Here is a 24,880-nt window from a genome sequence, read left to right on the forward strand (position 1 = left end):
CCCCGGTATCGATCGCCCCACGGATCCCTCGTGCCGTCAGCCTAGGCAGGCGATGACCGCGCGTCACCGCTCGTCGGGCACTTCACCCGGGTGAACGCCCCCGCGCTCCTCCCGGTCCGCCGCGGCCCGGAGCCCGACATCGACGGCAGGGTGCACGCGGCCCGCCTCCACCAGCCCGGCGTACCAAGGGGTCCGCGCCGCGACGACGGACGCCTCCTCCGGCAGAGCCGCGAGGTGGAGCTGCACACCGAGTTGAGCCAGCTCCCGGTCGAGCGCCTCCAGGGTGTCGAGCACGGTGATGGACATCACCACCTGCTGCGGCAGCCCGAGCACGAGCGTCCGCACCGGCTCGGCCTGAGCCGCGACCGTCTGGACGATGAGCCGCTGGTTGGCCAGCGCGTTCGCGGTGTACAGCCCCCGTTCCGGTTCCAGACCGAGAGCACTCCCCCTCCGCCCCACGACCCGGACCCGGGGGATGTTGAGCTCCCGCAAGACGAGGACGAGGGTCACCACGACCCCGACGGCCACCGCAGGGAGGAGTCCCGCCGTGAGGCCGATCGCCGCGACCGCGGTCGCGACCCAGAAGTCCACTCTGCTGATGCGCGCCCACCGCACGAGCTCGGGGATGTTGATGAGTCCGGCCACCGCCGTGAAGACCATGGCGGCCAGCGTCGCCTCCGGCAGCAGGCTGAGCACAGGAGCGAGGAAGAGCGCGACCAGGACGGCCAGCGCGACCGTCGTCAGCGTCGCCAGCTGGGAGCGGGCGCCGGCTCCCTGGTTGACCGCGCTCTGCGAGAATCCGCCTGCTGCGGGCATGGCCGCGAAGAATGCGCCGACGGTGTTCGCCGCCCCGGTCGCGAAGAGCTCCTGGTCGCTGTCGATCTGCGGCTCCGTCGCCTGGCGCAGGCTGCGCGCGACGGCAGCGGACTCGAGGAAGGCCATGACGGCGATGGCGAGCGCTCCCGGCACGAGGGCCGCGGCCTCTGACAGGTCAGGGATGCCCGGAACGGGCAGACCACCGGCCACCGGGGCGATGAGGTCGACCCCGAGTTCATCGATCCCGCCGACCCCGACGAGCAGCATGCCGGCCGCGACGACGACGAGGGTGCCCGGCACCCGCGGAGCGAAGCGCTTGAGGAGCAGGAGGGTGGCGATGGATCCGGTCGAGAGGAGCAGCGTGGGCACGTTGACGCTGTCGAACGCCCCTCCCACGGCGACCAGGGACCGGAGGAAGCCGTGGCCGGAGAAGTCGAACGACTCTCCGAGGAGCTTCGGCAGCTGGCCCACGGCCACCGTCGCCCCGACCCCGATCTTCAGTCCGAGCACGGTGGCTCCGCTGATGTTCTCGACGAGCGAGCCCAGGCGGCACGCCCGCGCGAGCAGCAGCACCGCCCCCACCAGGAGGGTGAGCATCATGAGCGCGCCGAGAGCGTCGTCCGACCCCGCAGCGACGCCCGCCGAGACCAGCGTCGTCGCGGTGAGGGTGGCGATGGTCGAGGTCGTCGAGACACTCATCGCCCTGCTGCCGCCCAGAAGAGCGTAGACGAGCATCGGCACGATGCACGTGTAGAGGCCGACCTGCACCGGGAGGTCGGCGATCGTCGCGTAGGCCATGGCCTGCGGCACCACCACCGCACCCGCGGAGAGGCCGGCGAGGACGTCCCGCACGATCCACCCGCGCTGGTAGCCGTCCAGAGTGCTCAGCAGCCAGGACGGTCTGCGCACTGCGCTCATCGGGGCTCCCTCCGCCGTCGAGGGAAGCGTACTGCCGACGCTCCGGCGGCGTCCGGCCGAGGACGCGTCGCGGACCCGAGTCACCCGGGTGAACTCCCCACGGAACCGGTGCGGAGGATCACGGCCGCCGGTATGTTCCGAGCGTGCCCCGGCGACGGCGGCACCGAGAAAGGAGCAGTCATGGGATTTTGGGCATCGTTCTGGGACATCATCTGGTGGTTCCTGTGGATCTTCGCCTTCACCGCGTACCTCTTCGCTCTGTTCGCGATCATCGGAGACCTGTTCCGCGATCACAAGCTGAGCGGCTGGTGGAAGGCCGTGTGGATCCTCTTCCTGATCTTCGTGCCGTTCCTCACCGCCCTCGTCTACCTCATCGCCCGCGGCAACGGCATGGCCGAACGCAGCAGCGCCGAGGCGCGTCGGGCGCAGGAGGCCGCGAACGCCTACATCCAGCAGGTCGCCGGCAGCAGTCCGAGCGAGGAGATCGCGAAGGCCAAGGCACTCCTCGACGCCGGCACCATCACGCCGGACGAGTACTCCCTCATCAAGGCGAAGGCGCTGCAGTAGGCCGCGGCCGACCCCCACCATCGCGAGGAGCCCGCGGCATGGACCTGCAGGATCTGCTGCCCACCGACATCGACTGGTGGCAGCTGCTGCTCGCCCTGCTCGTCGCCCTCGCGACCTGGATCATCTCGCGGTTCGCACGCCGGGGCACCACAGCCCTGCTCCGGCGTGCCCCCGGGATCTCCGCCGCCGTCGGGACGGCGATCGCGCAGTTCGTCGGCTACGCCATCCTCCTGCTGGGCTTCGGCATCGCGCTCGCGATGCTCGGCGCCAACGTCCAGCCTCTGCTCGCGATCGTCGTCATCCTCGGCATCGTGGCGATCCTCGTCCTCCGCGGCGTCGCCGACAATTTCGCGGCCGGTGTGCTGCTGCAGGCACGGCAGACGGTCCGCATCGGCGACGAGATCGTCGTGGAGGCCCTGGATTCGGTCATCGCCGGGACCGTGACCGAGCTCAACGCCCGCGCGGTGATCCTGCACACCGTCGACGGGCGCACCCTCCACATCCCCAATGCGCGCCTGCTCTCGGATCCCGTCGTCAACGACTCCACCCATGGCGCCCGGCGCAGCGAGGTGGAGGTGCGGGTCCGGCGGGACGGGACGACCGGGATCGATGATCTGCTCGCGCCGCTCGTCGACGCGGCCGGGACGGCGGAGGGCGTGCACCGGCACGAAGGGGTGCGGGCACTCGTGGTCAGCGTGAGCGCAGACCGGCTGACCGCGCGGCTGCAGTTCTGGCACCACCCGCTGCACGGTGCCGTGGTGAGTGCCGCGGTCGTGATCGCGGTCTTCGATGCCCTCGGCAACCTCGGCACGACCGGCACGGTGACCAGCGTCCCGGCCCCACCACCGCTCGTCCCGTCCGACCCCGTGTGAGACCAGGGGTGCGCGATGTCGGTGCCCTCGGGCATGATCTGCGCATGGACATCACCTTCCTGCAACCGGACGGCCTCGTCCGCAGCCCTGCCTTCAGTCACGCCGCTGTCGTCCCGCCCGGGGCGACCACCGTCTACATCGGAGGGCAGAACGGCGTCGATGCCTCCGGTGCCGTCGTCTCCCCCGACGTGGCCGCGCAGTCCCTCCGCGCTCTCGACAACGCCCGAGTCGCACTGGAGTCCGCGGGGGCGACGCTCGACGAGGTCGTGAGCTGGACCATCCTCATCGATCAGGAGGCAGATCTGCGCGCGGCGTACGGCGCCGTGGCCGCCACGCTCGCCAGAGAAGGCGCCCCGCCCCTGGTGACCGCCGCACGGGTGGCGGGCCTCGGCGTGCCCGGAGCGCTCATCGAGGTGAGCGCGATCGCCGCAATGGTCCGCGACTGAGTCAGATGCGACCGCGCACGGGGGTGCGTTCCGCGCCGTCCGGCTCGGCGGGCATGGTCATCTCGGCACGGACACCGAGCAGCCGCACTTCCCGGTCGGCGTCGAGGGTCTCGCCGAGAGCGAGTGCCATCGCGACCACGTCCTCTCGTTCCGTCGTGGGGGCCGGGAGCTTCCGGCCGAAGGTCTTCGTCTCGAACGGCGCATACCGCACCTTGAGGTGCACCCGCGTGACCGGGCGCCCCTCGGCGGCGCAGTCGTCGAACGCGTGTCCCGCGAGTTCCCGCAGCGCATCCTGTACCGCGTCGCGTGTCGTGAGGTTCTGCTGATATGTGGTCTCCCGACTGTGGCTCCGGGCCACCCACGGGGTGTCGTCGACGATCCGTGGCCCCAGCCCCGAGCCCAGACCCAGATACCACCGCCCCATCTTCGGACCGAACTCCGCGACCAGCGTCTCCTCGTCCGCGGCCGCCAGCTCGCGCACCGTCGCGATACCGTGGGTCGCCAGCCGCTTCTGCACCTTCGGCCCCACGCCCCACAGGTCACGCGTCGGCCGGTCGCCCATCACCGCGAACCAGTTGTCGGCGGTCAGCCGGAAGACCCCCCGCGGTTTGCCGAACTCGGTCGCGATCTTCGCCCGCACCTTGTTGTCGCCGATGCCCACCGAGCAGTGCAGGCCGGTGGCCTCCTCCACCGCCCGCTGGGCGGCCCGCGCGACGCCCTCCGGATCATCGGTCGCGACTCCGAGGAAGCACTCGTCCCACCCCACCACCTCGAGCACCACGTCCGGCAGTGCACGCAGCGCGGCCATCACCTCGTCCGACGCCCGCTCGTACTCCGCGTGATCGACGGCCAGGAACACCGCGTCCTCCGGCGCCTTCCGCGCCGCGATCTTCAGCGGCATGCCCGACCCGATGCCGAACGCGCGGGCCTCGTACGACGCCGTCGAGACGACGGCCCGCTCGGTCGGATCACCGCGTCCCCCGACGATGACAGGACGGCCGGCCAGCTCCGGACGGCGCCGCACCTCGACTGCCGCGATGAACTGATCCATGTCGACGTGCAGCACCCACTCGGTCATGCATCGAGTGTGACCGCTGACGACCGCAAAGTCACCCCGTCAGACCAGGAAGATCGGCAGGAGCCCGGGGTTGTGGGCGTGGACGAGGACGGCGAAGACCACCGCATCGAAGAGGAGGTGCACCGTGACGACGTAGGCCAGCGAATGGGTGCGGAGGAAGATGAACCCCTGCAGCAGCGCGAACGGGATGGTCAGCAGCGGCCCCCACTCCCGGTAGCCGAGCTCCCAGAGGAAGGAGACGAAGACGACGGCCTGCAGCACGTTCGCCAGCGCATCGGGGAAATGGCGACGCAGCAGCGCGAAGACGGTGCAGATGAAGAACAGCTCATCCCAGATGCCGACCGCGCCGACGCCGACGAACAGCCGCGCGATGAGGTCGGGCGTGTCCACCACGGGCCAGTTCTGATAGACGCCGCTGGTGATGAAGTAGAAGGGCAGGATCAGCCAGCCGAGCACCAGCACCGCGACGAGCCAGCCCCAGTGGAGCAGTCCCCAGCGCTGCCCGGTCCGCCAGGGGAACCGGATCGCCCGGTCGCGGAAGGCGAACCGCGAGAGCAGATACGGCACGAGCACCGCACAGCCGAGCGCGAGGGTGAAGCGCAGCATGGCCGGGTTGTCGAGCTCCGCCGCGAGCGGGATGACGCTCACGATGAGCATGCCGAGCGCGATCAGCGAGAGGTCACGGGTGAGCGAGGGCCGCCGGGATCCGTCGGCCCCGGTCAGCGGCTCGCCGCGGCGCTCCACGAGCAGGGCGGCACCGACGCCCAGCGCCAGCAGCAGCCAGCCGAGCCAGGGCAGCGCCACGACGAAGAAGGCCGGGGCGGCCGCGCACACCAGCGCCGCGGGGACGAGGCGCACCCCCATGGGCGCACTCGGAGAGGCCTCCGTCATGCACGATCCCGTCGGCGGTACACGAGATCGCGGATGTCGCGGCCCTTCGCACGGCCCTTCCGCTCGAACGCGGTCATGACGCGGCCGTCGAACCGCTCGGCCCAGTCGCCCTCGAAGGCCCGCTCGAACAGAGGCTCGGCGTCGAGCACCTCCCGCATCTGCAGTGCGTAGTCCTCCCAGTCGGTCGCGAGCCGGAGGAGGCCGCCGTCGCGCAGCGCCCTGGCGGCCGTGTCCCCGAATCCCGGGCGCACCAGGCGACGCTTCGTGTGGCGCTTCTTGTGCCAGGGATCGGGGAAGAAGATCCACACCTCGGCCGCCGCTGCCTCCGGCAGGTACGAGGAGAGCACCTCCGGCGCATTGGCCTCCACGACGCGGAGGTTCTGTGCACCCGCGCGGTCGGCGTCGAGCATGGTCCGGGCGAGCCCCGCACGGAAGACCTCCACCGCGAGGAAGTCGTCGTGCGGACGGCTCGACGCGGCGGCGACGATGGCATGCCCCTGGCCTGACCCGATCTCGACGAAGAGATCGGCCTCCCGGCCGTACTCGGCGGCGACGTCCAGCCGCGCCTCGGGGTGCACGGAGGTCCATGCCACCGCGCGCGGGACATCCAGCACATAGTGCGGGGCGAGATCGGTGAAGGCGCGCTCCTGCGCCTCGGACATCCGGCCGCTCCGACGCACGAAGGACACCGGTTCGTCGCGGAAGGTACGCGGTTCGGGCATGGATCCAGGGTAGTCGCCGGCGGTCCCGCGGCCGGACGCGGTCACCCCGCGGGCGCGGTGACGAAGTCGATCAACTCCTCCACCCGCCCGAGGAGCGCGGGCTCGAGGTCGCGGTAGGTCGTGACCTTCGACAGGATGTGCTGCCAGGCCCTCGCCGTGTCGGCCTGGGTCTCGTGCGGCCAGCCGAACGCTCGGCAGATGCCGGTCTTCCAGTCGACGCCGCGCGGGATCTCGGGCCATGCCGCGACGCCGAGTGCCCGAGGGGTGACGCACTGCCAGACGTCCACGAACGGGTGGCCCACGATGCGGACGTGCCGGCCGTGCGGGCCGCGGGCGACCGCCTCGGCGATGCGGGACTCCTTCGACCCCGGCACGAGGTGGTCGACGAGGACTCCGTACCGCCGTCGCGCACTCGGCGGCTCAGCGGCGAGGAGCTCGTCGAGCAGATCCACGCCCTGCAGGTACTCGACGACGACGCCCTCGACGCGCAGGTCGGCGCCCCACACCTTCTCGACGAGCTCGGCGTCGTGCCGCCCCTCGACGAGGATGCGGCTGGGCAGCGCCGTCCGCGCCCGCTGATCCGCCACCGCGAAAGATCCGGAGGCCGTGCGACGGGGTCCCTGTGCGGACGCCGCCGGGGCGGCGAGGCGGACCGGAGCTCCGTCGATGAGGAAGCCGCCGCCGAGGGGGAACAGGCGCCGCCGCCCGAGCCGGTCCTCGAGCTCCACGGTGCCGCCCTGCACCTTCGTCACGGCGCCGCAGAACCCGTCCGCCGCGACCTCGACCACGAGATCGACCTCCGCGGGCACCTGCGGCACCGGCTTCGCGCCGCGCTCGCGCCAGCCCGCCGCCAGCACGTCCGATCCGTACCTGTCGTCCATGCCTTCCAGCGTATGTGCCTCCGCTGAGGGCGAACGCCGAGACGCGCGCGAGTGCTGTCGCGTGTCGTACCCAGTGCATAGACTCGACACATGGGGCTCGGCTGCCGGTCGGAGGGAACACGATGACGAAACGGTGGCTGACGCTGGGTGCTCTGGCCCTCGCGGTCGCGACGGGTGCGCTGTCCGCCTCGGCGGCGTCCGCGACCGATCCGCTCACGCTCGACTCCGGGTACGTCACCGATCAGGCCGACGTCCTCTCCCCCGCCGAGGAGGAACAGGTCGAGTCGCGCCTGCAGGAGCTCACCGACAACTCCTCCGCCGACCTCTTCGTCGTCCTCGTCGACGACTTCACCGACCCGAGCGACAGCGTCGACTGGGCCGATCAGGTCGCGAACGACAACCGGCTCGGCCCCGAACAGTACCTGCTCGCGATCGCCGTCGAAGGCCGCAGCCTCTACATCTCCGCGGACTCCTCCGGACCGTTGAGCGACGGGCAGCTCGCCGCCATCGAGGACGCCATCGCCCCGCTCGCCGGCAGCGGCGACTGGGTCGGCGCCATCACACTGGCCGCGGACGAGATCCAGGGGGACGGCGGAGCCGGAGCGCTCCGCGTCACGCTGATCATCGTCGGGGTGGTCGCGGCCGCCCTGCTGATCCGGCTCGTCGTGGCCCTGGTCCGTCGCTCGCGCCGCAACGCAGCCATCCGCGAGCGGGGCGCCATGCCGGAGACCCCGGACCCCGCCGATCCGTTCTCCACGCTCACCGATGCGCAGGTGGAGCAGCAGGCCGGCGCCGCGCTCGTCCGCGCCGACGACGCCATCACCTCGAGCCGGGAGGAGCTGGGATTCGCCGTGGCGCAGTACGGCGAGGGCGCGACCGCGGAGTTCTCCCGCGCCATCGACGAGGCGAAGGCGAAGATCGCCGAGGCGTTCGACCTCCGGCAGAAGCTCGACGACGAGATCGAGGATTCCATCCACGACCGGCGCGCGTGGCACATCCGCATCATCCGGCTGGCGGACGAGATCGACGACATCCTCGACGACAACACCGAGGCCTTCGACGAACTGCGCAAGCTGCAAGAGAACGCGCCGCAGGAGCTGGAGCGCGTGCGTCGGGAGCGCGACCAGCTGATGCCGCTCCTCGCCTCCGCCGCACCCGCGCTCGCTGCTCTCTCCGGAACGTACGACCAGAGCACGCTGGCCACCGTGGCGGACAACCCCGCGCAGGCTCAGGAACGTGCGGCACTGGCGGATCGCTCGATCGATGCGGCGGCTCAGGCCCTGGCCGCCGGCCGCAGCGGAGAGGCCGCCTTCGCGATCCGCACCGCCGAACAGGCGGTCGCACAGGCCGAGCAGCTCGTCCAGGCGATCACCGCCCTCGGCGCCGAGCTGTCCGCCATCGAAGCGCAGGCGCAGGCCCTCGTGGCGGAGCTGGAGGCCGATGTCACCGCAGCCTCGCAGCTCCCCGATCCGACCGGCGCTCTGGCCGCCGCGTCCGGCGCTGTCACCGCGCAGGTGCGGGCGGCGCACCAGGATCTCCTCGGCCCGCCGCGGAACCCGCAGCGGGCCCTGGACGCGCTCACCGCTGCGAACGCCCAGATCGACGGCGCGATCGCCCAGGGGCGGGAAGCCGTGGACCGCGCGCGTCGCGCACAGCAGCTCCTCGAGCAGACGCTCGCCCAGGCCGGGTCGGAGATCCGCGCTGCGCGCGACTTCATCGAAACGCGTCGGGGGACGGTGGGTTCCACCGCCCGCACCCGGCTCGCTGCGGCGGACGCCGCCCTCACCCAGGCGCTCACCCTGCGCACGACCGAGGTGGAGCGCGCCCTCGCCGAGGCGCAGCGCGCCCTCGGTCTCGCGCGCGAGGCCACATCCGCGGCGGAGGCCGACCTGCGCGCGTACTCCCCCGGCGCCTACGCGGACGACGGCTGGGGCGGAGTCTTCGGCGGCTCCGGGTCCCGCTCCACCGGCTCCGGCATCGGCGGGGACATCCTCGGCGGGATCATCGGCGGACTGCTCGCCGGCGGCGGGGGCGGCGGCTCCTCGCGGCGCAGCAGCGGCTGGCGCTCCTCGGGCGGCTTCCGCAGCTCCGGGTTCGGCGGCGGCGGATCCCGCGGTGGCGGACGAGGACGGTCCGGAGGTCGACGCTTCTGATCCCTCGCACAGACACATACGCCAAGCTCTCGAAGACGCCCCTCTGAAAGGAACCACGCATGACCAAGCAGTCCATCTTCGGACGGATCTCCACCCTCGTCCGCGCGAACATCAACGCCCTCCTGGACTCTGCGGAAGACCCGCAGAAGATGCTCGACCAGCTCGTCCGCGACTACACCAACAGCATCGCCGACGCCGAGTCCGCGATCGCGGAGACCATCGGCAACCTGCGGCTGCTGGAGCGCGACCACGAGGAAGACGTGCAGGCGGCCACCGAGTGGGGCAACAAGGCCCTCGCCGCCAGCCGCAAGGCCGACGAGATGCGCGGCTCGGGCAACAGCGCTGACGCCGACAAGTTCGACAACCTCGCGAAGATCGCCCTGCAGCGCCAGATCAGCGCCGAGCGGGAGGCGACGAGCGCCGAGCCGCAGATCGCGGCTCAGACCGAGATCGTCGACAAGCTCAAGAGCGGCCTGAACGGCATGAAGGACAAGCTCAACGAGCTGAAGAACAAGCGCAGCGAGCTCCTCGCCCGCGCCAAGGTCGCCGAGGCGCAGACCAAGGTGCAGGACGCGGTCAGCTCGATCAACGTGCTCGACCCCACCAGCGAGCTGGGACGGTTCGAGGACAAGGTCCGCCGCCAGGAGGCTCTCGCCCAGGGCAAGGCGGAACTGGCCGCTTCGAGCCTCGACGCCCAGTTCGAGAGCCTCGAGGACCTCGGGGAGCTCACCGAGGTCGAGGCGCGCCTCGCCGAGCTGAAGGCCGGCGGCAGCGCGCCGCGGCAGGCGCTCGAAGGCAACTGACACCGTCGCGGATGCCCGGGCGCACGCCCGGGCATCCGCCGTTCCGTCTCCGGGAGGTCTCCATGGTGCGTTTCCTCGTCGTGCCGCAGTGGCAGGGTTCACCCGCCGCCCGCGCGATGCTCCTCGTCGACGGCGCGTCGGCCATCGCGGGCGATCTGCCGCGTGCGGCGACGACCGTCCTCGACGTCCCCGTCGAGGCGGGGGAATCGCTGGGTACAGGCGTCCGACGACTCAGCGCGCTCGCGCGGACCCGGGAGCTCGTGGCCGGGCATCTCGAAGCCGGAACCGTGCTGATCGGCGGCGACTGCAGCATCACCGTCGCCGCACTCGACACGCTCCCCGGAGGCACTGACGACCTCGCGGTGGTCTGGTGCGATGCGCACGCCGACCTGCACACTCCGGACACATCACCCTCCGGTGCGTTCTCCGGCATGGCGCTGCGCGCCGTCCTCGGTGAGGGAGAACCGCAGCTCGCCCTCTCCCCCGGCATCCGCCGGGACCGCGTCGTCACCGTGGGCGTCCGGAACGTGGACGACGCCGAGACCGACGACTGGGGCCGCCTCCGGAACCTCGCGGTGACCGATCTGGACGATCCGGGCGCGCTCGCCGATGCCGTGCAGGACACGGGCGCCCAGCGCGTCTGGGTGCACATCGACGTCGACGTCCTCGATCCCGCGACCTTCACCGGGGTCTCCGCTGCCGTCCCCTTCGGCGTCACCCCGACGTCTCTGAGCACAGCGATCAGAGAACTGCGGGCCCGCGTCCCCTTGGCGGGGGCGACCATCGCGGGCTTCGCGCCCCGTACGCCCGCCGACGCGGTCGACGATCTCGGCGCGATCCTGCGCCTCGTCGGAGCCGTCGCATGAGTCCCAGGGCGGGCTGGGAGACGATCGCGGCGGAACGCCTCGCCCGCGGGCGCCGGACGGATCGCCGCATCCCCTCGTTCCTGCTGCGCTCGCCGATCAGCCGACTGGGCTACCTCTGGGGAACGGCCGTCGGCTGGATCTGGGGCACGCTGTGGAGCACCGGTCCGATCGAACGGCGCGGCGGACTCTGGGTCTTCCGCGGCATGCCGCGGTGGACCTTCCACCGCGGCGGCGTCTGCGTCGGCGGGTGCTTCCTCACCGGCGACGCGCGGCCGACGGACGCGGTGCTGCGCCACGAGGCCGTCCACAAGCAGCAGTGGTTGCGCTACGGCTTCCTGATGCCGGTGCTCTACCTGTTCGCGGGACGGGACCCGCTGCGCAACCGCTTCGAGATCGAAGCAGGACTGGAAGACGGCAACTACGTGCGCCGCACCCGCTGACTCAGTTCTCGACGGGAAGCAGACCGAAGCGCTCCGGCACGCGGATGCGGTGCGCGGCGACGCCGAGGCGGTCGGTGAGGTGCTCGACGATGTCGGCCGTGCCGAGGTAGCCGCCGAGCAGTGTGACGTGCGTCTCGACCTCGTCATCCAGCAGCATCTCGTCAGCCCATGCGCACGTGGCTCGGGCCAGCGCCTGACCCGGGGTGCAGCCGCGCCCACTGCCCGGGGCTCCGGAGCGCGCGGAACGCGCGAGCCAGGTGACCGTCATGCGGCCCGGCGCATGGATCACGCCGATGTCGGAGGCATCGGGAACCTCGATGAAGATGCGACCGGACGCACAGAGCGGGAGAGTCGCGAGGAACGCCTCGAGGTCGAGCAGCGAATGCTCGTCGGCGGTGACCAGGTAGTGTGCGCGACGGCGCGCCGCGCGGCGTGCCGCACGCGTGCCCCGGGTGTCGAGCGTGGTGTCCATGGTGATCCCATCGTACACCAAGCGAAGGCTTGCCTAACCTTCGGCGGCGGCATCCTCCGACACGGGCTCGACGAGCGCATCGCGCAGAGCGGCGAGCTCGTCATCCGTCATGCCGTTCGCGTGCAGATAGCCGGCGGCCGACCCCCACCGTTCGTCCACTTCCGCGAGCAGCCGACGCATCACCTCGGCCGGTGAGCGGGTGGCGAGATCCACGGCGTGCACCGCCTCGGGATGCTGCGACCGCAGGTACGCGGCGATGCGCCGTGACCGTTCGGCCGGCAGCTGCGACTCGGTGAGAGCGTAATCGGCGATGACGGCTTCCCTGTCGGCGCCGACCGCCGAGAGCGCCAGCGCGACCGTCACCCCCGTGCGGTCCTTGCCCACGGTGCAGTGGACCAGCGTCGGCTCCCCCGCGGCGATCACCCGGACGGCGGCGACCAGCCGCTCGCCGCTCTCCTCCAGAAGATGCAGGTACAGGTCGTCGAGACTCGTGTCGGACTCGAAGAAGGAGCGCACCGACCCGAGGAACAGCGGAAGGTGGGTCGTCTCCGGGCCCTCGATCTCGCTCGGTTCCGCGGCGACCTCCTCGCCGTCGCGGAGGTCGACGATGTGGCGCACCGCCGACCGCAGGCGCGCGGCGCCCTTCGTCGTCGCCGTGGAGAGCTGACCTGACCGCAGCAGAACGCCGTGGCGGATGCGTCCACCCGCCACGGGGATCCCGCCGACGTCCCGGACGTTGGTCACGCCCTCGACGTCGAGGACCGTCACGCGCCCGCCTGAAAGCCGCGCGGGGGCACCGGGTAGCGCCCGGCGATGACGATGCGGTTGAAGGCGTTGATCGACACGCACGCCCAGCTCAGCGCGGCGTACTCCTTCTCGGTGAAGACGCTCCCCACCAGGTCGTAGACCTCGTCCGAGATGCCATCCTCCGCGATGAAGGTGAAGGCCTCGGCCAGCTCGAGCGCGGCACGCTCGCGATCGCTGAACACACCGCTCTCACGCCACACGGCGATCTGGCTGATCGTGTCGACATCCAGCCCGGCGGCGACCGCGCGGTCCACGTGGATCCGCGTGCAGTAGCTGCACCCGTTCAGCTGCGAGCAGTGGATCATGACGATCTCCTTCAGCCGATCATCGATCCCGTTCGCCGCGCAGATGCTGCCGACCGTCTTCGAGAAGGCGTCGAGGGCCTGATAGGCCGCAGGCTCCGTCTTGGACAGGTGCACGCGCTGTTCGCTCATACCCCCATGATATTCCGGCGAGTGCGCGGGAGAGCGGCACCCCGAAGGGAGGTCGAAATGCAGATCGACAAGCATGCTGCGCAAAATCCGAGCTGAACGCACACCGAATACCGGTGCTGAATTGTCGATGTGCTCTCGCATTTCCCGTGGCGGCGATTTCGGGCGCAGAATAGCCGCGTGGCGATCGACAGCAGCGAGTTCTCCTATCTTCCCGCACAGGCCGATGCTCTCGGCGTCCCGCTCCCGACGGTGGAGCGACTGACCCTCCCCCTTCCCGACGGCCGGTCCGTCAGCGCGCTGCGCTTCGGCACCGACGCCCCGCGCATCACGCTCCTGCACGGCGCGGGGCTGAACGCCCACACGTGGGACACGACGGCGCTGGCGCTCGGACAGCCGCTCCTCGCGATCGACCTCGCCGGCCACGGCGACTCCGCCTGGCGTGACGATGCGGACTACTCCCCCCGCACCCTCGCCGCGGACGTGGTCGCCGCGCTGGACGCATGGACGTCCGGGCCGCAGGTGCTCGTCGGACAGTCTCTCGGCGGTCTCACCGGCGCCGCTGTCGCCGCGGCCCGACCCGACCTGGTGGCCGCGCTCGTCGTCGTGGACATCACCCCCGGCATCGATGTCTCCGCCGGCCCCGCCGCCCTGCGCGAGTTCTACGCCGGCCCGACGGACTTCGCCAGCCGTGCGGAGCTCGTCGACAAGGCGATGGCCCTCGGATTCGGCGGCACCCGCCCCGAGACGGAGCGCGGCGTCTTCCTCAACACGCGCGTGCGTGCAGACGGGCGCGTGGAGTGGAAGCACCATTTCGCGCACCTCGCGGCGGCCGCGCTGGCCGCTCACGACCCCGGCACCGCGGCGGCCCCCTCGGTGCTGCACGAGACCGGCTGGGATGATCTGGCGGCCGTGGCAGCGCCCGTCACGCTCGTCCGCGCCGAGCGCGGCTTCGTCAGCGCTGCCGATGCGGAGCAGTTCCAGCAGCGGCTCCCCGACGCCCGCGTCGTGGTGCTGGACGCCACGCACAACGTGCAGGAGACGGCACCCCGTGACCTCGCGGCACTCGTCGCCTCCGCGGTCACGGCCGGAATATGACGTTCCGTTCCGCACCCGCCCCGCATACCTCTGCCCGACCCTAGGCTCGTCCCACCGGCACACAGCACCTGCCGCACCGAGAGGAAACACCCATGTTCCGACGTCATCGACGCCTCGCGCTGATCTCCGCGCTCGCGGCCACCGCCGTGATCCTCAGCGCCTGCTCCGGCTCCGCCGAGCCCGCCCCGTCCGCGGGCGGCGAGCCCGACCCCGACGCCACCCTGCACGTCGGTCTCGTGCTCGAACCCACGAACCTCGACATCCGGCACACCAGCGGCGCCGCTCTCGAGCAGGTCCTCATCGACAACATCTACGAAGGACTGGTCAGCCGCACGCAGGAGAACGAGATCGTCGAGCGGCTCGCCTCGGACTACGAGGTGTCCGACGACGGCCTCACCTACACGTTCACCCTCAACGACGGCATCACCTTCCACGACGGCTCGCCCCTCACCTCCGCCGACGTCGTGGCGTCGTACGAGACCGTCCGCACCGACACGACGGTGCAGGGCAACGCGGAGTTCGCGTCCGTCGCCTCGATCTCGGCCCCGGACGCCACGACCGTCCAGATCGTGCTGTCGGAGCCGAACCAGAATTTCCTCTTCTCGCTCACCGGCCCGGCCGGCCTCGTCTTCAAGAAGGGCGACACCACCGACCTCAAGACCGCGGAGAACGGCACCGGGCCCTTCACGCTCACGCGCTGGAACAAGGGCAGCACGATCACCTTCGCCCGCAACGACGAGTACTGGGGCGAGCCGGCCGGCGTCGCCGAGGTCGAGTTCCAGTACATCCCCGACTTCACGGCCGGAGTGAACGCCGCTCTCGCCGGCGACGTCGACGTGCTCACCGCGGTGGACCCCAACCTTGCTCCCCAGCTCGAGGACTCGGGCGACTTCACACTCACGACGGGCCGCACGACCGACAAGGCCACGCTCGCCTTCAACAACAAGAAAGCCCCGCTGGACGACGTCCGGGTGCGAGAGGCTCTGCGCCTGGCGATCGACCACGACGCGCTCATCGAGGCCGTCGGCGCCGGCACCCCGCTGTACGGTCCGATCCCCGAGCTCGACCCCGGCTACGAGGACCTCTCCGACGTCATCTCCTACGACCCCGACCGGGCGAAGGAGCTGCTCGCCGAGGCCGGCCAGGAGGATCTCGACCTCACCCTGACGATCCCGTCGTTCTACGGCACCACCGTGCCGAAGGTCCTCATCTCGGACTTCGACAAGGTCGGTGTGAACCTCGAGGTCGACTCCGTGGAGTTCCCGACCTGGCTCGAGGACGTCTACACCAACAAGGACTACGACCTCAGCTTCGTCCTGCACGTCGAGCCGCGGGACTTCGGCAACTTCGCCAATCCGGACTACTACTTCGGCTACGACAACGCCGAGGTGCAGGACCTCTACGCGCAGGCGATGGCGGAGGTCGACGCGGACGCCTCCGCGAAGCTCCTCGCCGAGGCGGCCCGCATCGTCTCCGAGGACCACGCGGCCGACTGGCTCTACAACGGCCAGACGATCACCGCCGTGAGCCCGCTCGTCAGCGGCTTCCCTGAGGACTCGATCAACTCGCGCATCGACCTCGCGGGTGTGACCGTCTCCGCGGCGAGCTGACGACGGCCGACTCCCCGTGCTGCGTTACGCGCTCGTCCGAGGGGCCCTGCTGATCGCGGGGCTCCTCGTGTCGAGCGCGCTCATCTTCCTCACGCTGCGGGTCTTCCCCGGCGACGTCGCGCAGCTGATCGCCGGCACGCAGGCCTCGCCCGCCGAGGTCGAGGCCCTGCGGGAGTCACTGGGCCTGAACCAGCCCCTGCTCGTGCAGTACACCGACTGGATCGCCGGCATCCTCCGCGGCGACCTCGGCACGTCGTTGCTGTCCGGCGCGTCCGTCGGCGAGGAGCTCCTGCTGAAGGCGCAGGTGACCGTCCCGCTCGGGATCATGTCGCTGGCGATCGCCGTGCTGATCGCCGTCCCCTTCGGGATCCTCGCCGCCCTGCGGCGCGGCCATCGCGACGGTACCGCGCTCAGCGTCGGCGCGCAGGCGCTCGCGGCGGTGCCCGTCGTCTGGGCGGGCATGATGCTGATCGTGGTGTTCTCCGTGTGGCTCGGCTGGCTGCCGCCCCAGGGCTTCCCCCGCACCGGATGGTCCACGCCGGGCAGGGCGATCGAGGCGCTGCTGCTGCCCGCCCTCACCATCGGCATCGTCGAGGGGGCCATGCTCATGCGCTTCGTGCGCAGCGCGACCCTGCAGGCGGCCGGGCAGGACTTCGTCCGCACCGCGGCCGCCAAGGGACTGACCAAGACCCGCGCCCTCATCCAGCACGGCATCCCCGCGGTCGGGCTCTCCATCATCACGGTCCTCGGCCTCCAGGTCGCCGGGATCATCGTCGGCTCGGTCGTTATCGAGCAGCTGTTCACGCTTCCGGGCATCGGCCGCATGCTCGTGACCGACGTCGGCACCCGGGATCTCGTCAAGGTGCAGAGCGAGCTGCTCGTGCTGACCGGCTTCGTGCTGGTGGTCGGCTTCCTCGTGGATCTGCTGCACCGGGCGATCGATCCTCGACAGCGGGAGGCCGCATGAGCGCGCGCTGGTTCCCCCGGCTGTGGCGGACCTCGACCGGTCGCTTCGGGCTGATCGTCATCGCCATCGTCGCGCTGGCGGCCGTCGTGTCGCTCTTCTGGACGCCGTTCGACCCGCGGGCCTCGAACATCGGCGACCGCTGGCTGCCGCCGAGCTGGCCGCACCTCCTCGGCACGGACGACACCGGTCGCGACATCCTGAGCCTGCTCATGGCCGGGGCGCGGACGACCGTGTTCGTCAGCGTGGGTGCCGGACTCGTCGCGACGCTCGTGGGCATCGCCCTCGCCGCCCTCGGCGCCCTGACCACCCGCCTCGTCCGGGAGACGGTGGCCGTGCTCGTCGACATCCTCATCGCCTTCCCCGTGCTGCTGATCGCGATGATGATCTCGTCGGTGTGGGGCGGTTCGCTCTGGGTCGTGATCTGGGCGGTGGGGATCGGGTTCGGCGTGAACATCGCGCGGGTCACGCGTCCGGAGCTGCGCCGCGTACAGCAGAGCGACTTCGTGCTCGCGGCGCGCGCGTCCGGCCTCACCCCCGCGCAGAACCTCGTCCGTCACCTCCTCCCGAATGTGGCGCCGGTGTTCATCGTGCAGCTGTCGTGGTCGATGGCCGTGGCCGTCCTCGCGGAGGCCGGCCTGTCCTACCTCGGGTTCGGCGCTTCGGTCGTGGAGCCCAGCTGGGGGCTGCTGCTCGCCGATCTGCAGCGTTACATCGGTGTGCATCCCCTCACGGTGATCTGGCCCGGACTCACCATCACCCTCACCGTGCTCGCCCTCAACCTGCTCGGAGACGGGCTCCGCGAGGCCACGGATCCCACGCTGCGGCACCGCGCCGCCGAGACGCACACACCGGCGGTGGTCGCATGAGTCTGACGGTCGAGGATCTCGTCATCGAGATCGACGGACGGCGCGTCGTCGACGGCGTGTCGTTCCAGGTGCCCGACGGCGCGCGCCTCGGCGTGATCGGCGAGTCGGGCTCCGGCAAGTCCCTCACCGCGCTCGCCGTCCTCGGGCTCCTGCCGGACGGGGCGACAGCGCACGGGAGCATCCGGTGGGACGACACCGAGCTGATCGGGATGCCGGACCGCGATCTCGCCCGGCTGCGCGGCGACGACATCGGCATCGTCTTCCAGGAGCCGCGGACCGCGCTCAACCCGATCCGCACCGTCGGCCGCCAGATCGCGGAATCCATCCGCATCCACGAGGGCCTCGGGCGGCGCGAGGCGCGCGACCGGGCGATCGCCGAAGCCGCCCGCGTGCGGCTTCCCGACCCGGAGACCATCGTCGACCGGTACCCGCACCAGCTCTCCGGGGGTCAGCGGCAGCGCGTGGCGATCGCGATGGCCCTCGCCTGCCGTCCGCGGCTGCTGATCGCGGACGAACCCACGACCGCCCTGGACGTGACGATCCAGGCGGAGATCCTGTCGCTGCTGCTCCGGCTCGTGGCCGACGAGGGCATGTCGCTGCTGTTCATCACGCACGACCTCGCGGTGCTGTCCCAGGTGGCGACCGCGGGCGTGGTGCTGGAGCACGGTCGCGTCGTCGAGAGCGCCCCGGTGTCGCGGCTGCTGACCGCGCCCTCCTCACCGGTCACGCAGGGCCTGCTGCGGGACGCGACCGCGACTCTCTGGCGTCCCGACGGAGGCACGGCATGAGCCTGATCGAAGCACGAGGGCTGCGGCGGGACTTCGTCCTGCCGAAGCGGACGGCGTTCGAGCGCACACGGCGGCAGACGGCGCTGGAGCCGACCGACCTCGACGTCCCCGAGGGCGCCTCCGTCGGGATCATCGGCGAGTCCGGATCCGGGAAGTCGACCCTCGTGCGGCTCCTGCTCGGGCTCGACCGTCCGACCGCGGGGAGCGTGTCGATAGACGGCCGGACCGTCGATGCCACTGCCTCCGCACGATCGCTGCACTGGTTGCGCCGGCAGACCGGACTCGTCTTCCAGGACCCCTACGCCTCGCTCGACCCCCGGATGACGGCCGGGCAGATCGTGCGGGAGCCGCTGTGGGCGCTCGGCATCGACGGAGATCATCGCGCCAGGGTACGAGAGGTCATCGCCCAGGTCGGCCTCGACCCCGAGATGGGCGACCGCTACCCGCACGAGTTCTCCGGCGGGCAGCGGCAGCGGATCGCCCTCGCCCGCGCGCTCGTCCATCGTCCGCGGATCCTCGTCGGCGACGAACCGCTGTCGGCGCTGGACGTCACGGTGCGCGCGCAGATCCTCGAGCTCCTCGCGGAGCTGCGGGTCGCGGACGAGTTCACGCTGCTGCTCGTGTCCCATGACATCGGTGTGGTGCAGAACCTCTGCGACACGGTCGTCGTCATGAAGGACGGCCGCATCGTCGAGCGCGGTCCGACCCGTGACGTCCTTCTCCACCCGTCGGCGGACTACACCCGCACGCTGCTCTCCGCGATCCCCGTCATCCCCGACGCCTGATCGTCGACCCACCCCCTTGCGTGCCTCCCACCCCGTTGCGCGCGTCCGCAAGGGGCCGGGGCGCACACAAAGGGGTGGGTCAGCGCGGGAAGAGCGAGAGGCGACGGCGGGGGCGGGACGGGCGCAGGGCTCGGCGCAGGTAGACGGTGCCCAGGTCACGACCGAACTTCCGGCCGACCCGCCCCATGCGCCCGGCCTCCACGAAGCCGAGCTTCTCGTGCAGCCGGATCGAGGCGTCCGCCCCTTGATCGCTGACGACGGCGACCATCTCGCGGAGCCCGCGCTGTTCGCAGGCGCCGATCAGGGCCTGCAGGAGAGCGGAGCCGAGTCCCTTCCCCGCCGCGCCCGGCCCGAGGTAGATGGAGTCCTCCACCGTGTACCGGTAGGCGTTCTTCCCGGCCCATGGCTGCGCGAGGGCATAGCCGAGGATCGCGCCGGAGGGCGACACCGCCACGAGGAAAGGCAGCCCGAGCCGCTCCAGGAGCTCGAACTTGTCTCTCCAGTACGGGATGCTGCTGCGGCGCTCGTCCAGAGTGACGGCCGAGTTGCTGACGAAGTGGTTGTAGATCTCGCGCACGTGCGGGAGGTCTGCGGCCCTGGCGGGGCGGATCGCGTACGAGAACGTGTCCGGTGCGGCGGCCGGTCGCAGATGACGCGGGAGAACGCGACGACGGTCCCCGGGCTCGAACTGCATGGGCTCAGCTTAGGGAGCCGGGCCCCTCACCCTCCACCCTCCAGTCCACCGGAGCGCTGCCGAGCTCTTCCAGGAGCGCGTTCGCGCGGGAGAAGGGGCGGGACCCGAAGAAGCCGCGGCTGGCGGAGAGCGGGGACGGATGCGCCGAAGCGATCACCGGGGTGTCGCCGAGCAGAGGCTGGAGATTCGCCGCGTCACGCCCCCAGAGGATCGCGACGAGCGGCTGGTCGCGCGCGACGAGGGTGCGGATCGCGAGCTCCGTCACCTGTTCCCACCCCCAGCCGCGGTGGGAGGCCGCGGCTCCGGGGCGGACCGTCAGGACCCGGTTCAGCAGCAGCACGCCCTGATCGCTCCACGCCGTGAGGTCGCCGTGCGGCGCGGGCGACAGCCCGAGGTCTGCTTCGCGCTCCTTGTAGATGTTCATCAGGCTCCGCGGCAAGGGGCGCACGTCGCGGTCGACGGCGAACGACAGCCCGATCGGGTGGCCGGGGGTCGGGTAGGGGTCCTGACCCGTGATGAGCACCCGGACATCGGCGAGCGGTCGCTGGAAGGCCCGCAGCACGTTCGGTCCCGCGGGAAGGTACCCGTGACCCGCGGCCTGCTCGGCGCGCAGCCGCTCCCCGAGCGCCGTGATGGTGTCCTGCACCGGGGCCAGCGCCTCCGCCCACCCCGCGTCGATCAGTCCCTCTTCCGCGAGCTCGGCGAGGGCACGTCCTCCGGTCACTCGACGGGCCGGACCCGCAGCGGTCCCCGCGCGAGCAGGTGCTGCGCCGACTGGGCGACCGGCCGCATCGTGATGAGGTCGAGGTTCACGTGAGCGGGGGCCTCCAGGGCATAGGCGATGACGTCCGCCACATCCTCGGCGAGGAGGGGCGCCTCGACGCCCGAGTACACGGCCTCCGCCGCGACGGCGTCGCCCCCGAGCCGGTTCAGCGTGAACTCCTCGGTGTGCACCATGCCCGGAGCGACCTCGGCCACGCGGAGCGGCTCGCCGTTCAGCTCCTGGCGCAGCGCCCGGACGAGCATCGCCTCGGCAGCCTTCGCCGCGTTGTACCCCGCACCACCCGGGTAGGCGGTCTGCGCAGCCGTCGAGGTCACGAAGAGGAGGTCGGCGTGACCGTCCGCATCCGCGGTGCGACGCAGCAGCGGCAGCAGCCCCGCCACGAGGCGCTGCGTGGCGAGCACGTTCGCGTCGTACATCCACTGCCAGTCGGCGAGCGCGGCGTCCTCGACGCGGTCGGTCCCCCGCGCGCCACCGGCGACCTGGACGAGGGCGTGCACCGGGCCCGTGCGCTCCAGCTCTCCGACGAGCGCCGCCACCGCCGCATCGTCGGTCAGGTCGCAGGCGATGGTCGATGCCCCCGTCTCGGCGGAGAGCGCAGCGAGGCGGTCCGCACGGCGGGCGACGCCGACGACGTCCCACCCCCGCGCCCGCAGCACCCGTACCGTCGCCTGACCGATCCCGGAACTCGCACCTGTCACCACTGCACGTCTGTTGGCCATGTCCTCCACCGTACGATGTCCGCGCGGGTTCCGCCCGTTCCGGGCCGCACGCCGTGTTACGTCACATTTCCCGGTCACTGTTGACACGGCGCGATATTCCGTACTCTCGCTGCAAGGGCACCAGCCCATCCGACCTTCCGACCGTTCCAGGGGGAACACATGTCCGCACCCGAGACCTGGCGTTTCGAGACCAAGCAGATCCACTCGGGCGCCGCCCCCGACCCCGTCACCAAGGCCAGGGCGACACCGATCTACCAGACCACGTCCTACGTGTTCGACAGCGCCGACCACGCCGCGAACCTCTTCGCGCTCGCCGAGTTCGGCAACATCTACACCCGCATCCAGAACCCGACCCAGGACGTCCTGGAGCAGCGCCTCGCCGCGCTCGAAGGGGGCACCGGCGCCCTCGTCCTCTCCAGCGGCCAGGCCGCCTCGACCTTCGCGATCCTCAACATCGCGCAGGCCGGCGACCACTTCGTCGCGTCGAGCTCGATCTACGGCGGCACCTACAACCTGTTCAAGTACACCCTGGCCAAGCTCGGCATCGAGGTCACCTTCGTCGAGAACCAGGACGACCCGGAGGAGTGGCGCCGCGCCGTCCGTCCGAACACGAAGCTCTTCTTCGCGGAGACGATCGGCAACCCGCAGATCAACGTGCTCGACATCCGCACGGTCGCCGACATCGCCCACGAGAACGGCGTCCCGCTGATCGTCGACAACACCATCGCGACGCCGTACCTGATCCGTCCGTTCGAGCACGGCGCCGACATCGTCGTCCACTCGATCACGAAGTTCCTCGGCGGCCACGGCACCACGATCGGCGGCGTCGTGATCGACGGCGGCTCGTTCGCGTGGTCGGAGAACGTCGAGAAGTTCCCCGGGCTCACCGAGCCGGACCCGTCGTACCACGGCGCCAGCTACACGGCCGCGGTCGGCGACCCGCTCGCCTACATCATCAAGGCCCGCGTGCAGCTGCTCCGCGACCTCGGCTCGGCCATCGCCCCGCAGAGCGCGTGGAACCTCATCCAGGGTGTCGAGACGCTGTCGCTGCGCATCGAGCGCCACGTGCAGAACGCCCAGGAGATCGCCGAGTGGCTGGACAGCCGCGACGACGTGGCCGGGGTCAACTACTCCGGCCTTCCGTCCTCGCCCTGGTACGCCACGGCGAACGAGTACGCCCCGAAGGGTGTCGGCGCCGTGCTGTCGTTCGAGCTCAAGGGCGGTGTCGAAGCCGGACGGGAGTTCGTCAACAGCCTCTCCCTGTTCAGCCACCTCGCCAACATCGGCGACGTGCGCTCGCTCGTCATCCACCCGGCCTCCACGACGCACGCCCAGCTCACGCCTGAGCAGCAGCTCACCGCGGGTGTGACCCCCGGCCTCGTGCGCCTGTCCGTGGGCCTCGAGAACATCGAGGACCTCAAGGCGGATCTGGACCAGGCGCTCGCCGCCGCGCGTGCCGTCTCGGAGGCCGCCCGCGCCTGACCCGCACGCCCTCCACGAAGGCCCCGGACCGCACGGCTCGGGGCCTTCGTCGTGCCCGTGTCGTAACCTGCGGGCCGAGACCCACCGGCCAGGCGAGAATGGAGACATGGACTGGCAGACGACCTCCGAGGACACGGTGCCGTCGGCACCGGTGACGGAGGCCGACGTCCGGCTGCTCCGTGCCCGCCCGCCGGCCACCGGCGCCTGGCGGGACGGCGATCCCGTCGGCGGCCGCCGCTTCGCCGCGTTCGGCGCCTTCACCGCGGAGAGCGGAGCACAGCTTCCCGGCATCCGCCTCGCCTACGAGAGCTGGGGCGAGTTGAACGCCGCCCGCGACAACGCGGTGCTCGTCCTGCACGCCCTCACCGGCGACAGCCATGTGCGCGGCGAGGCCGGCGCCGGCCACCCGACCGCCGGCTGGTGGGAGGACGTCGTCGGCCCCGGTGCGCCGCTCGACACCGACGAGTGGTTCGTGATCGCGCCGAACATGCTCGGCGGCTGCCAGGGATCGACGGGGCCGGCGAGCATCGCCCCGGACGGCTACGAGTGGGCGTCGCGCTTCCCCTACCTCACCATCCGCGACCAGGTCGCCGCGCAGGTGCGTCTGGCCGAAGCGCTCGGCATCGACAGCTGGGCGGCGGTGATCGGCGGCTCGATGGGCGGCATGCATGCGCTCGAGTGGGCCGTGTCGCAGCCCGACCGGGTGCAGCGGCTCGCGGTGCTCTCCTCTCCCCCGGTCACCACCGCCGACCAGATCGCGCTCAACACCGTGCAGCTGGAGACCATCCGCATGGACCCGCGCTACCAGGGCGGCGAGTACTACGACCTCGCGGACGGCGACGGTCCGCATCGCGGCCTCGCCCTCGCCCGCCGCATGGCTCTGCTGAACTACCGCAGCCCGATCGAGCTCAACCAGCGGTTCCAGCGCTCCTGGCAGTCCGACGTGTCGCCGCTCGGCCACGGCGGGCGCTTCGCGGTGGAGTCGTACCTCGACTTCCACGGCAACAAGTTCACGCGGCGCTTCGACGCGAACAGCTACGTCACCCTCGTCGAGGCGATGAACTCGCATGACGTCGGTCGTGGCCGCGGCGGCGTCGAGGAGGCCCTGAAGGCGGTGACCGCGACGACCCTCGTCCTCGGCATCGACAGCGACCGCCTCTTCCCCGTCGACGGGCAGCAGCGGATCGCGCGGAGCATCGCGAACGTGCTCGACGGCGAAGCGGTGGTGCTCACGAGCGACTTCGGCCACGACGGCTTCCTCATCGAGACCGAGGCCGTCGGCGCGCACCTACGGCGTCTGCTCGACGCCTGAGCCGCGTCACACCGGATCGAACCGCCACGGCAGGGTGTGGGCGTGGAGGGTCCCCTGTGCCCAGCCGAACGCCCGGCCCTCATCGCGCACCTGTGTCTGGAACAGCTCGACAGCCCCGCCGGAGGCCAGCGCCGCATCGACATCGGCGAAGGCGGAGAGTCGGTGCAATGTGAGCCAAGTCGGCGGGAAGAGTCGCCACTCTCCTGACGCGTGACGGGCGAGAGCCTCGGCGGGTGACACCCAGGCGAGCTCGACGACCTCGTCGGCGGACGGCGACGGTTCGGCGTCCGGCGCGAGGGCGAGGAAGAACCAGGTGCGGATCCGGACCGGCGCCTCCGCCGGCGGCCGCCACTCCGACAGCGGCACCAGATCGCGCGCCGTCAGTCCGACCTCCTCCGCGGTCTCCCTGGCGGCGGCGCGACGCGCGTCGTCGACCTCTGCAGCGCCCGGCTGACGGTCCCCCTGCTCGACCTTCCCGCCGGGGAAGACCCAGGCGTCTGCGAACGAGCCTCGCGACGGACGGCGCAGCAGCAGCACCTGGAAGCCGTCGGCGACGGGCCGCAGCAGCACGACGGTGCCGGCGAGCGGGAGGTCCTCGTCGGGGGTGGTCAC

The 24,880-nt window shown here is 71.3% G+C and carries 27 protein-coding genes; 15 read left to right on the forward strand and 12 right to left on the reverse strand.

The window, feature by feature from the left end; translation table 11 throughout:
* Positions 1-63: 63 nt before the first annotated feature.
* Positions 64-1,734: a SulP family inorganic anion transporter gene (locus AB1285_RS08915; protein ID WP_187663777.1), complete on the reverse strand. Its 1,671-nt coding sequence runs from the start codon at positions 1,732-1,734 to the stop codon at positions 64-66.
* Between the two features lie 180 nt (positions 1,735-1,914).
* Between AB1285_RS08915 and AB1285_RS08920 the strand changes: the two genes are divergently transcribed.
* The 3 genes from AB1285_RS08920 to AB1285_RS08930 are packed head-to-tail and all read left to right on the forward strand — an operon-like array spanning position 1,915 to position 3,619.
* Positions 1,915-2,301 carry an SHOCT domain-containing protein gene (locus tag AB1285_RS08920; RefSeq protein ID WP_187663776.1) on the forward strand — a complete coding sequence of 129 codons (387 nt, stop codon included), beginning with the start codon at positions 1,915-1,917 and terminating at the stop codon, positions 2,299-2,301.
* A 38-nt stretch (positions 2,302-2,339) separates the two neighbouring features.
* Positions 2,340-3,173 (forward strand): mechanosensitive ion channel family protein, encoded by an 834-nt coding sequence (locus AB1285_RS08925; RefSeq protein WP_259953783.1) that lies wholly within the window; start codon positions 2,340-2,342, stop codon positions 3,171-3,173.
* A 44-nt stretch (positions 3,174-3,217) separates the two neighbouring features.
* The gene (locus AB1285_RS08930) at positions 3,218-3,619 is read left to right on the forward strand and encodes a RidA family protein (RefSeq protein ID WP_259953782.1); all 402 of its coding nucleotides are present in this window, start codon (positions 3,218-3,220) and stop codon (positions 3,617-3,619) included.
* A gap of 1 nt (position 3,620) precedes the next feature.
* On the opposite strand, the gene AB1285_RS08935 is transcribed toward AB1285_RS08930, so the two are convergent.
* Genes AB1285_RS08935 through AB1285_RS08950 form a run of 4 tightly spaced genes read right to left on the reverse strand, consistent with a single transcriptional unit; the run spans position 3,621 to position 7,191 of the window.
* Positions 3,621-4,697, reverse strand: a complete 1,077-nt coding sequence (locus AB1285_RS08935; RefSeq protein WP_370428751.1) for a DNA polymerase IV — start codon at positions 4,695-4,697, stop codon at positions 3,621-3,623.
* A gap of 39 nt (positions 4,698-4,736) precedes the next feature.
* Positions 4,737-5,588: a CPBP family intramembrane glutamic endopeptidase gene (locus AB1285_RS08940; protein ID WP_370428750.1), complete on the reverse strand. Its 852-nt coding sequence runs from the start codon at positions 5,586-5,588 to the stop codon at positions 4,737-4,739.
* Positions 5,585-6,310 (reverse strand): tRNA (guanosine(46)-N7)-methyltransferase TrmB, encoded by a 726-nt coding sequence (gene trmB / locus AB1285_RS08945; protein WP_268776505.1) that lies wholly within the window; start codon positions 6,308-6,310, stop codon positions 5,585-5,587. The genes AB1285_RS08940 and trmB overlap by 4 nt, the downstream gene beginning before the upstream one ends.
* 41 nt (positions 6,311-6,351) lie before the next feature.
* Positions 6,352-7,191 (reverse strand): DUF3097 domain-containing protein, encoded by an 840-nt coding sequence (locus AB1285_RS08950; protein ID WP_268776506.1) that lies wholly within the window; start codon positions 7,189-7,191, stop codon positions 6,352-6,354.
* A gap of 122 nt (positions 7,192-7,313) precedes the next feature.
* Between AB1285_RS08950 and AB1285_RS08955 the strand changes: the two genes are divergently transcribed.
* From AB1285_RS08955 to AB1285_RS08970, 4 genes are all read left to right on the forward strand, one after another.
* Positions 7,314-9,344, forward strand: a complete 2,031-nt coding sequence (locus AB1285_RS08955; protein ID WP_370428749.1) for a TPM domain-containing protein — start codon at positions 7,314-7,316, stop codon at positions 9,342-9,344.
* A 59-nt stretch (positions 9,345-9,403) separates the two neighbouring features.
* A complete protein-coding gene (locus AB1285_RS08960) occupies positions 9,404-10,147 on the forward strand; it encodes a PspA/IM30 family protein (RefSeq protein WP_187663768.1) in 744 nt (247 codons plus the stop codon).
* A 62-nt stretch (positions 10,148-10,209) separates the two neighbouring features.
* The gene (locus tag AB1285_RS08965; RefSeq protein ID WP_370428775.1) at positions 10,210-11,013 is read left to right on the forward strand and encodes an arginase family protein; all 804 of its coding nucleotides are present in this window, start codon (positions 10,210-10,212) and stop codon (positions 11,011-11,013) included.
* On the forward strand, positions 11,010-11,453 hold the full coding sequence (locus AB1285_RS08970) for a Fe-S oxidoreductase (RefSeq protein WP_259955110.1): 444 nt from the start codon (positions 11,010-11,012) through the stop codon (positions 11,451-11,453). Before AB1285_RS08965 ends, AB1285_RS08970 begins: the two co-directional genes overlap by 4 nt.
* A 1-nt stretch (position 11,454) precedes the next feature.
* On the opposite strand, the gene AB1285_RS08975 is transcribed toward AB1285_RS08970, so the two are convergent.
* From AB1285_RS08975 to AB1285_RS08985, 3 genes are read right to left on the reverse strand one after another with little or no spacing between them, the layout of a single operon-like run.
* Positions 11,455-11,925 carry an SIP domain-containing protein gene (locus AB1285_RS08975; RefSeq protein WP_370428748.1) on the reverse strand — a complete coding sequence of 157 codons (471 nt, stop codon included), beginning with the start codon at positions 11,923-11,925 and terminating at the stop codon, positions 11,455-11,457.
* A gap of 33 nt (positions 11,926-11,958) precedes the next feature.
* A complete protein-coding gene (locus AB1285_RS08980; protein WP_313366677.1) occupies positions 11,959-12,693 on the reverse strand; it encodes a tyrosine-protein phosphatase in 735 nt (244 codons plus the stop codon).
* Positions 12,690-13,166 (reverse strand): carboxymuconolactone decarboxylase family protein, encoded by a 477-nt coding sequence (locus AB1285_RS08985; RefSeq protein ID WP_370428747.1) that lies wholly within the window; start codon positions 13,164-13,166, stop codon positions 12,690-12,692. The genes AB1285_RS08980 and AB1285_RS08985 overlap by 4 nt, the downstream gene beginning before the upstream one ends.
* Positions 13,167-13,343: 177 nt before the next feature.
* Between AB1285_RS08985 and AB1285_RS08990 the strand changes: the two genes are divergently transcribed.
* The 6 genes from AB1285_RS08990 to AB1285_RS09015 all read left to right on the forward strand — a co-directional run bounded on the left by AB1285_RS08990 (position 13,344) and on the right by AB1285_RS09015 (position 19,277).
* Positions 13,344-14,261, forward strand: coding sequence for an alpha/beta fold hydrolase (locus AB1285_RS08990; RefSeq protein WP_268776510.1), 918 nt, complete (start codon positions 13,344-13,346; stop codon positions 14,259-14,261).
* Positions 14,262-14,353: 92 nt separating this feature from the next.
* Positions 14,354-15,871 carry an ABC transporter substrate-binding protein gene (locus AB1285_RS08995; RefSeq protein WP_187663762.1) on the forward strand — a complete coding sequence of 506 codons (1,518 nt, stop codon included), beginning with the start codon at positions 14,354-14,356 and terminating at the stop codon, positions 15,869-15,871.
* A gap of 16 nt (positions 15,872-15,887) precedes the next feature.
* Positions 15,888-16,838 (forward strand): ABC transporter permease, encoded by a 951-nt coding sequence (locus AB1285_RS09000; RefSeq protein ID WP_259955117.1) that lies wholly within the window; start codon positions 15,888-15,890, stop codon positions 16,836-16,838.
* Positions 16,835-17,704, forward strand: coding sequence for an ABC transporter permease (locus tag AB1285_RS09005; protein WP_187663760.1), 870 nt, complete (start codon positions 16,835-16,837; stop codon positions 17,702-17,704). Before AB1285_RS09000 ends, AB1285_RS09005 begins: the two co-directional genes overlap by 4 nt.
* Positions 17,701-18,492 (forward strand): ATP-binding cassette domain-containing protein, encoded by a 792-nt coding sequence (locus tag AB1285_RS09010; RefSeq protein ID WP_187663759.1) that lies wholly within the window; start codon positions 17,701-17,703, stop codon positions 18,490-18,492. Before AB1285_RS09005 ends, AB1285_RS09010 begins: the two co-directional genes overlap by 4 nt.
* Complete coding sequence (locus tag AB1285_RS09015) at positions 18,489-19,277, forward strand: ABC transporter ATP-binding protein (protein WP_268776512.1); 789 nt, start codon at positions 18,489-18,491, stop codon at positions 19,275-19,277. Before AB1285_RS09010 ends, AB1285_RS09015 begins: the two co-directional genes overlap by 4 nt.
* A gap of 79 nt (positions 19,278-19,356) precedes the next feature.
* On the opposite strand, the gene AB1285_RS09020 is transcribed toward AB1285_RS09015, so the two are convergent.
* The 3 genes from AB1285_RS09020 to AB1285_RS09030 are packed head-to-tail and all read right to left on the reverse strand — an operon-like array spanning position 19,357 to position 21,474.
* A complete protein-coding gene (locus AB1285_RS09020; protein WP_370428746.1) occupies positions 19,357-19,971 on the reverse strand; it encodes a GNAT family N-acetyltransferase in 615 nt (204 codons plus the stop codon).
* Between the two features lie 4 nt (positions 19,972-19,975).
* Positions 19,976-20,695, reverse strand: coding sequence for a uracil-DNA glycosylase (locus AB1285_RS09025; protein WP_268776514.1), 720 nt, complete (start codon positions 20,693-20,695; stop codon positions 19,976-19,978).
* Positions 20,692-21,474, reverse strand: a complete 783-nt coding sequence (locus AB1285_RS09030) for an SDR family oxidoreductase (protein WP_259955126.1) — start codon at positions 21,472-21,474, stop codon at positions 20,692-20,694. Before AB1285_RS09030 ends, AB1285_RS09025 begins: the two co-directional genes overlap by 4 nt.
* Before the next feature lie 159 nt (positions 21,475-21,633).
* On the opposite strand from AB1285_RS09030, the gene AB1285_RS09035 reads away from it, so the two are divergent.
* Both AB1285_RS09035 and metX read left to right on the forward strand, forming a co-directional pair.
* A complete protein-coding gene (locus AB1285_RS09035; RefSeq protein ID WP_259955127.1) occupies positions 21,634-22,956 on the forward strand; it encodes a bifunctional o-acetylhomoserine/o-acetylserine sulfhydrylase in 1,323 nt (440 codons plus the stop codon).
* 106 nt (positions 22,957-23,062) lie between these two features.
* Complete coding sequence (gene metX, locus AB1285_RS09040) at positions 23,063-24,268, forward strand: homoserine O-acetyltransferase MetX (protein WP_370428745.1); 1,206 nt, start codon at positions 23,063-23,065, stop codon at positions 24,266-24,268.
* A gap of 6 nt (positions 24,269-24,274) precedes the next feature.
* Here the strand turns inward: metX and AB1285_RS09045 are convergent, their stop codons facing one another.
* Positions 24,275-24,880 (reverse strand): NUDIX domain-containing protein, encoded by a 606-nt coding sequence (locus tag AB1285_RS09045; protein WP_366236535.1) that lies wholly within the window; start codon positions 24,878-24,880, stop codon positions 24,275-24,277.

It is taken from the genome of Microbacterium sp. NRRL B-14842 (genome assembly GCF_050470785.1).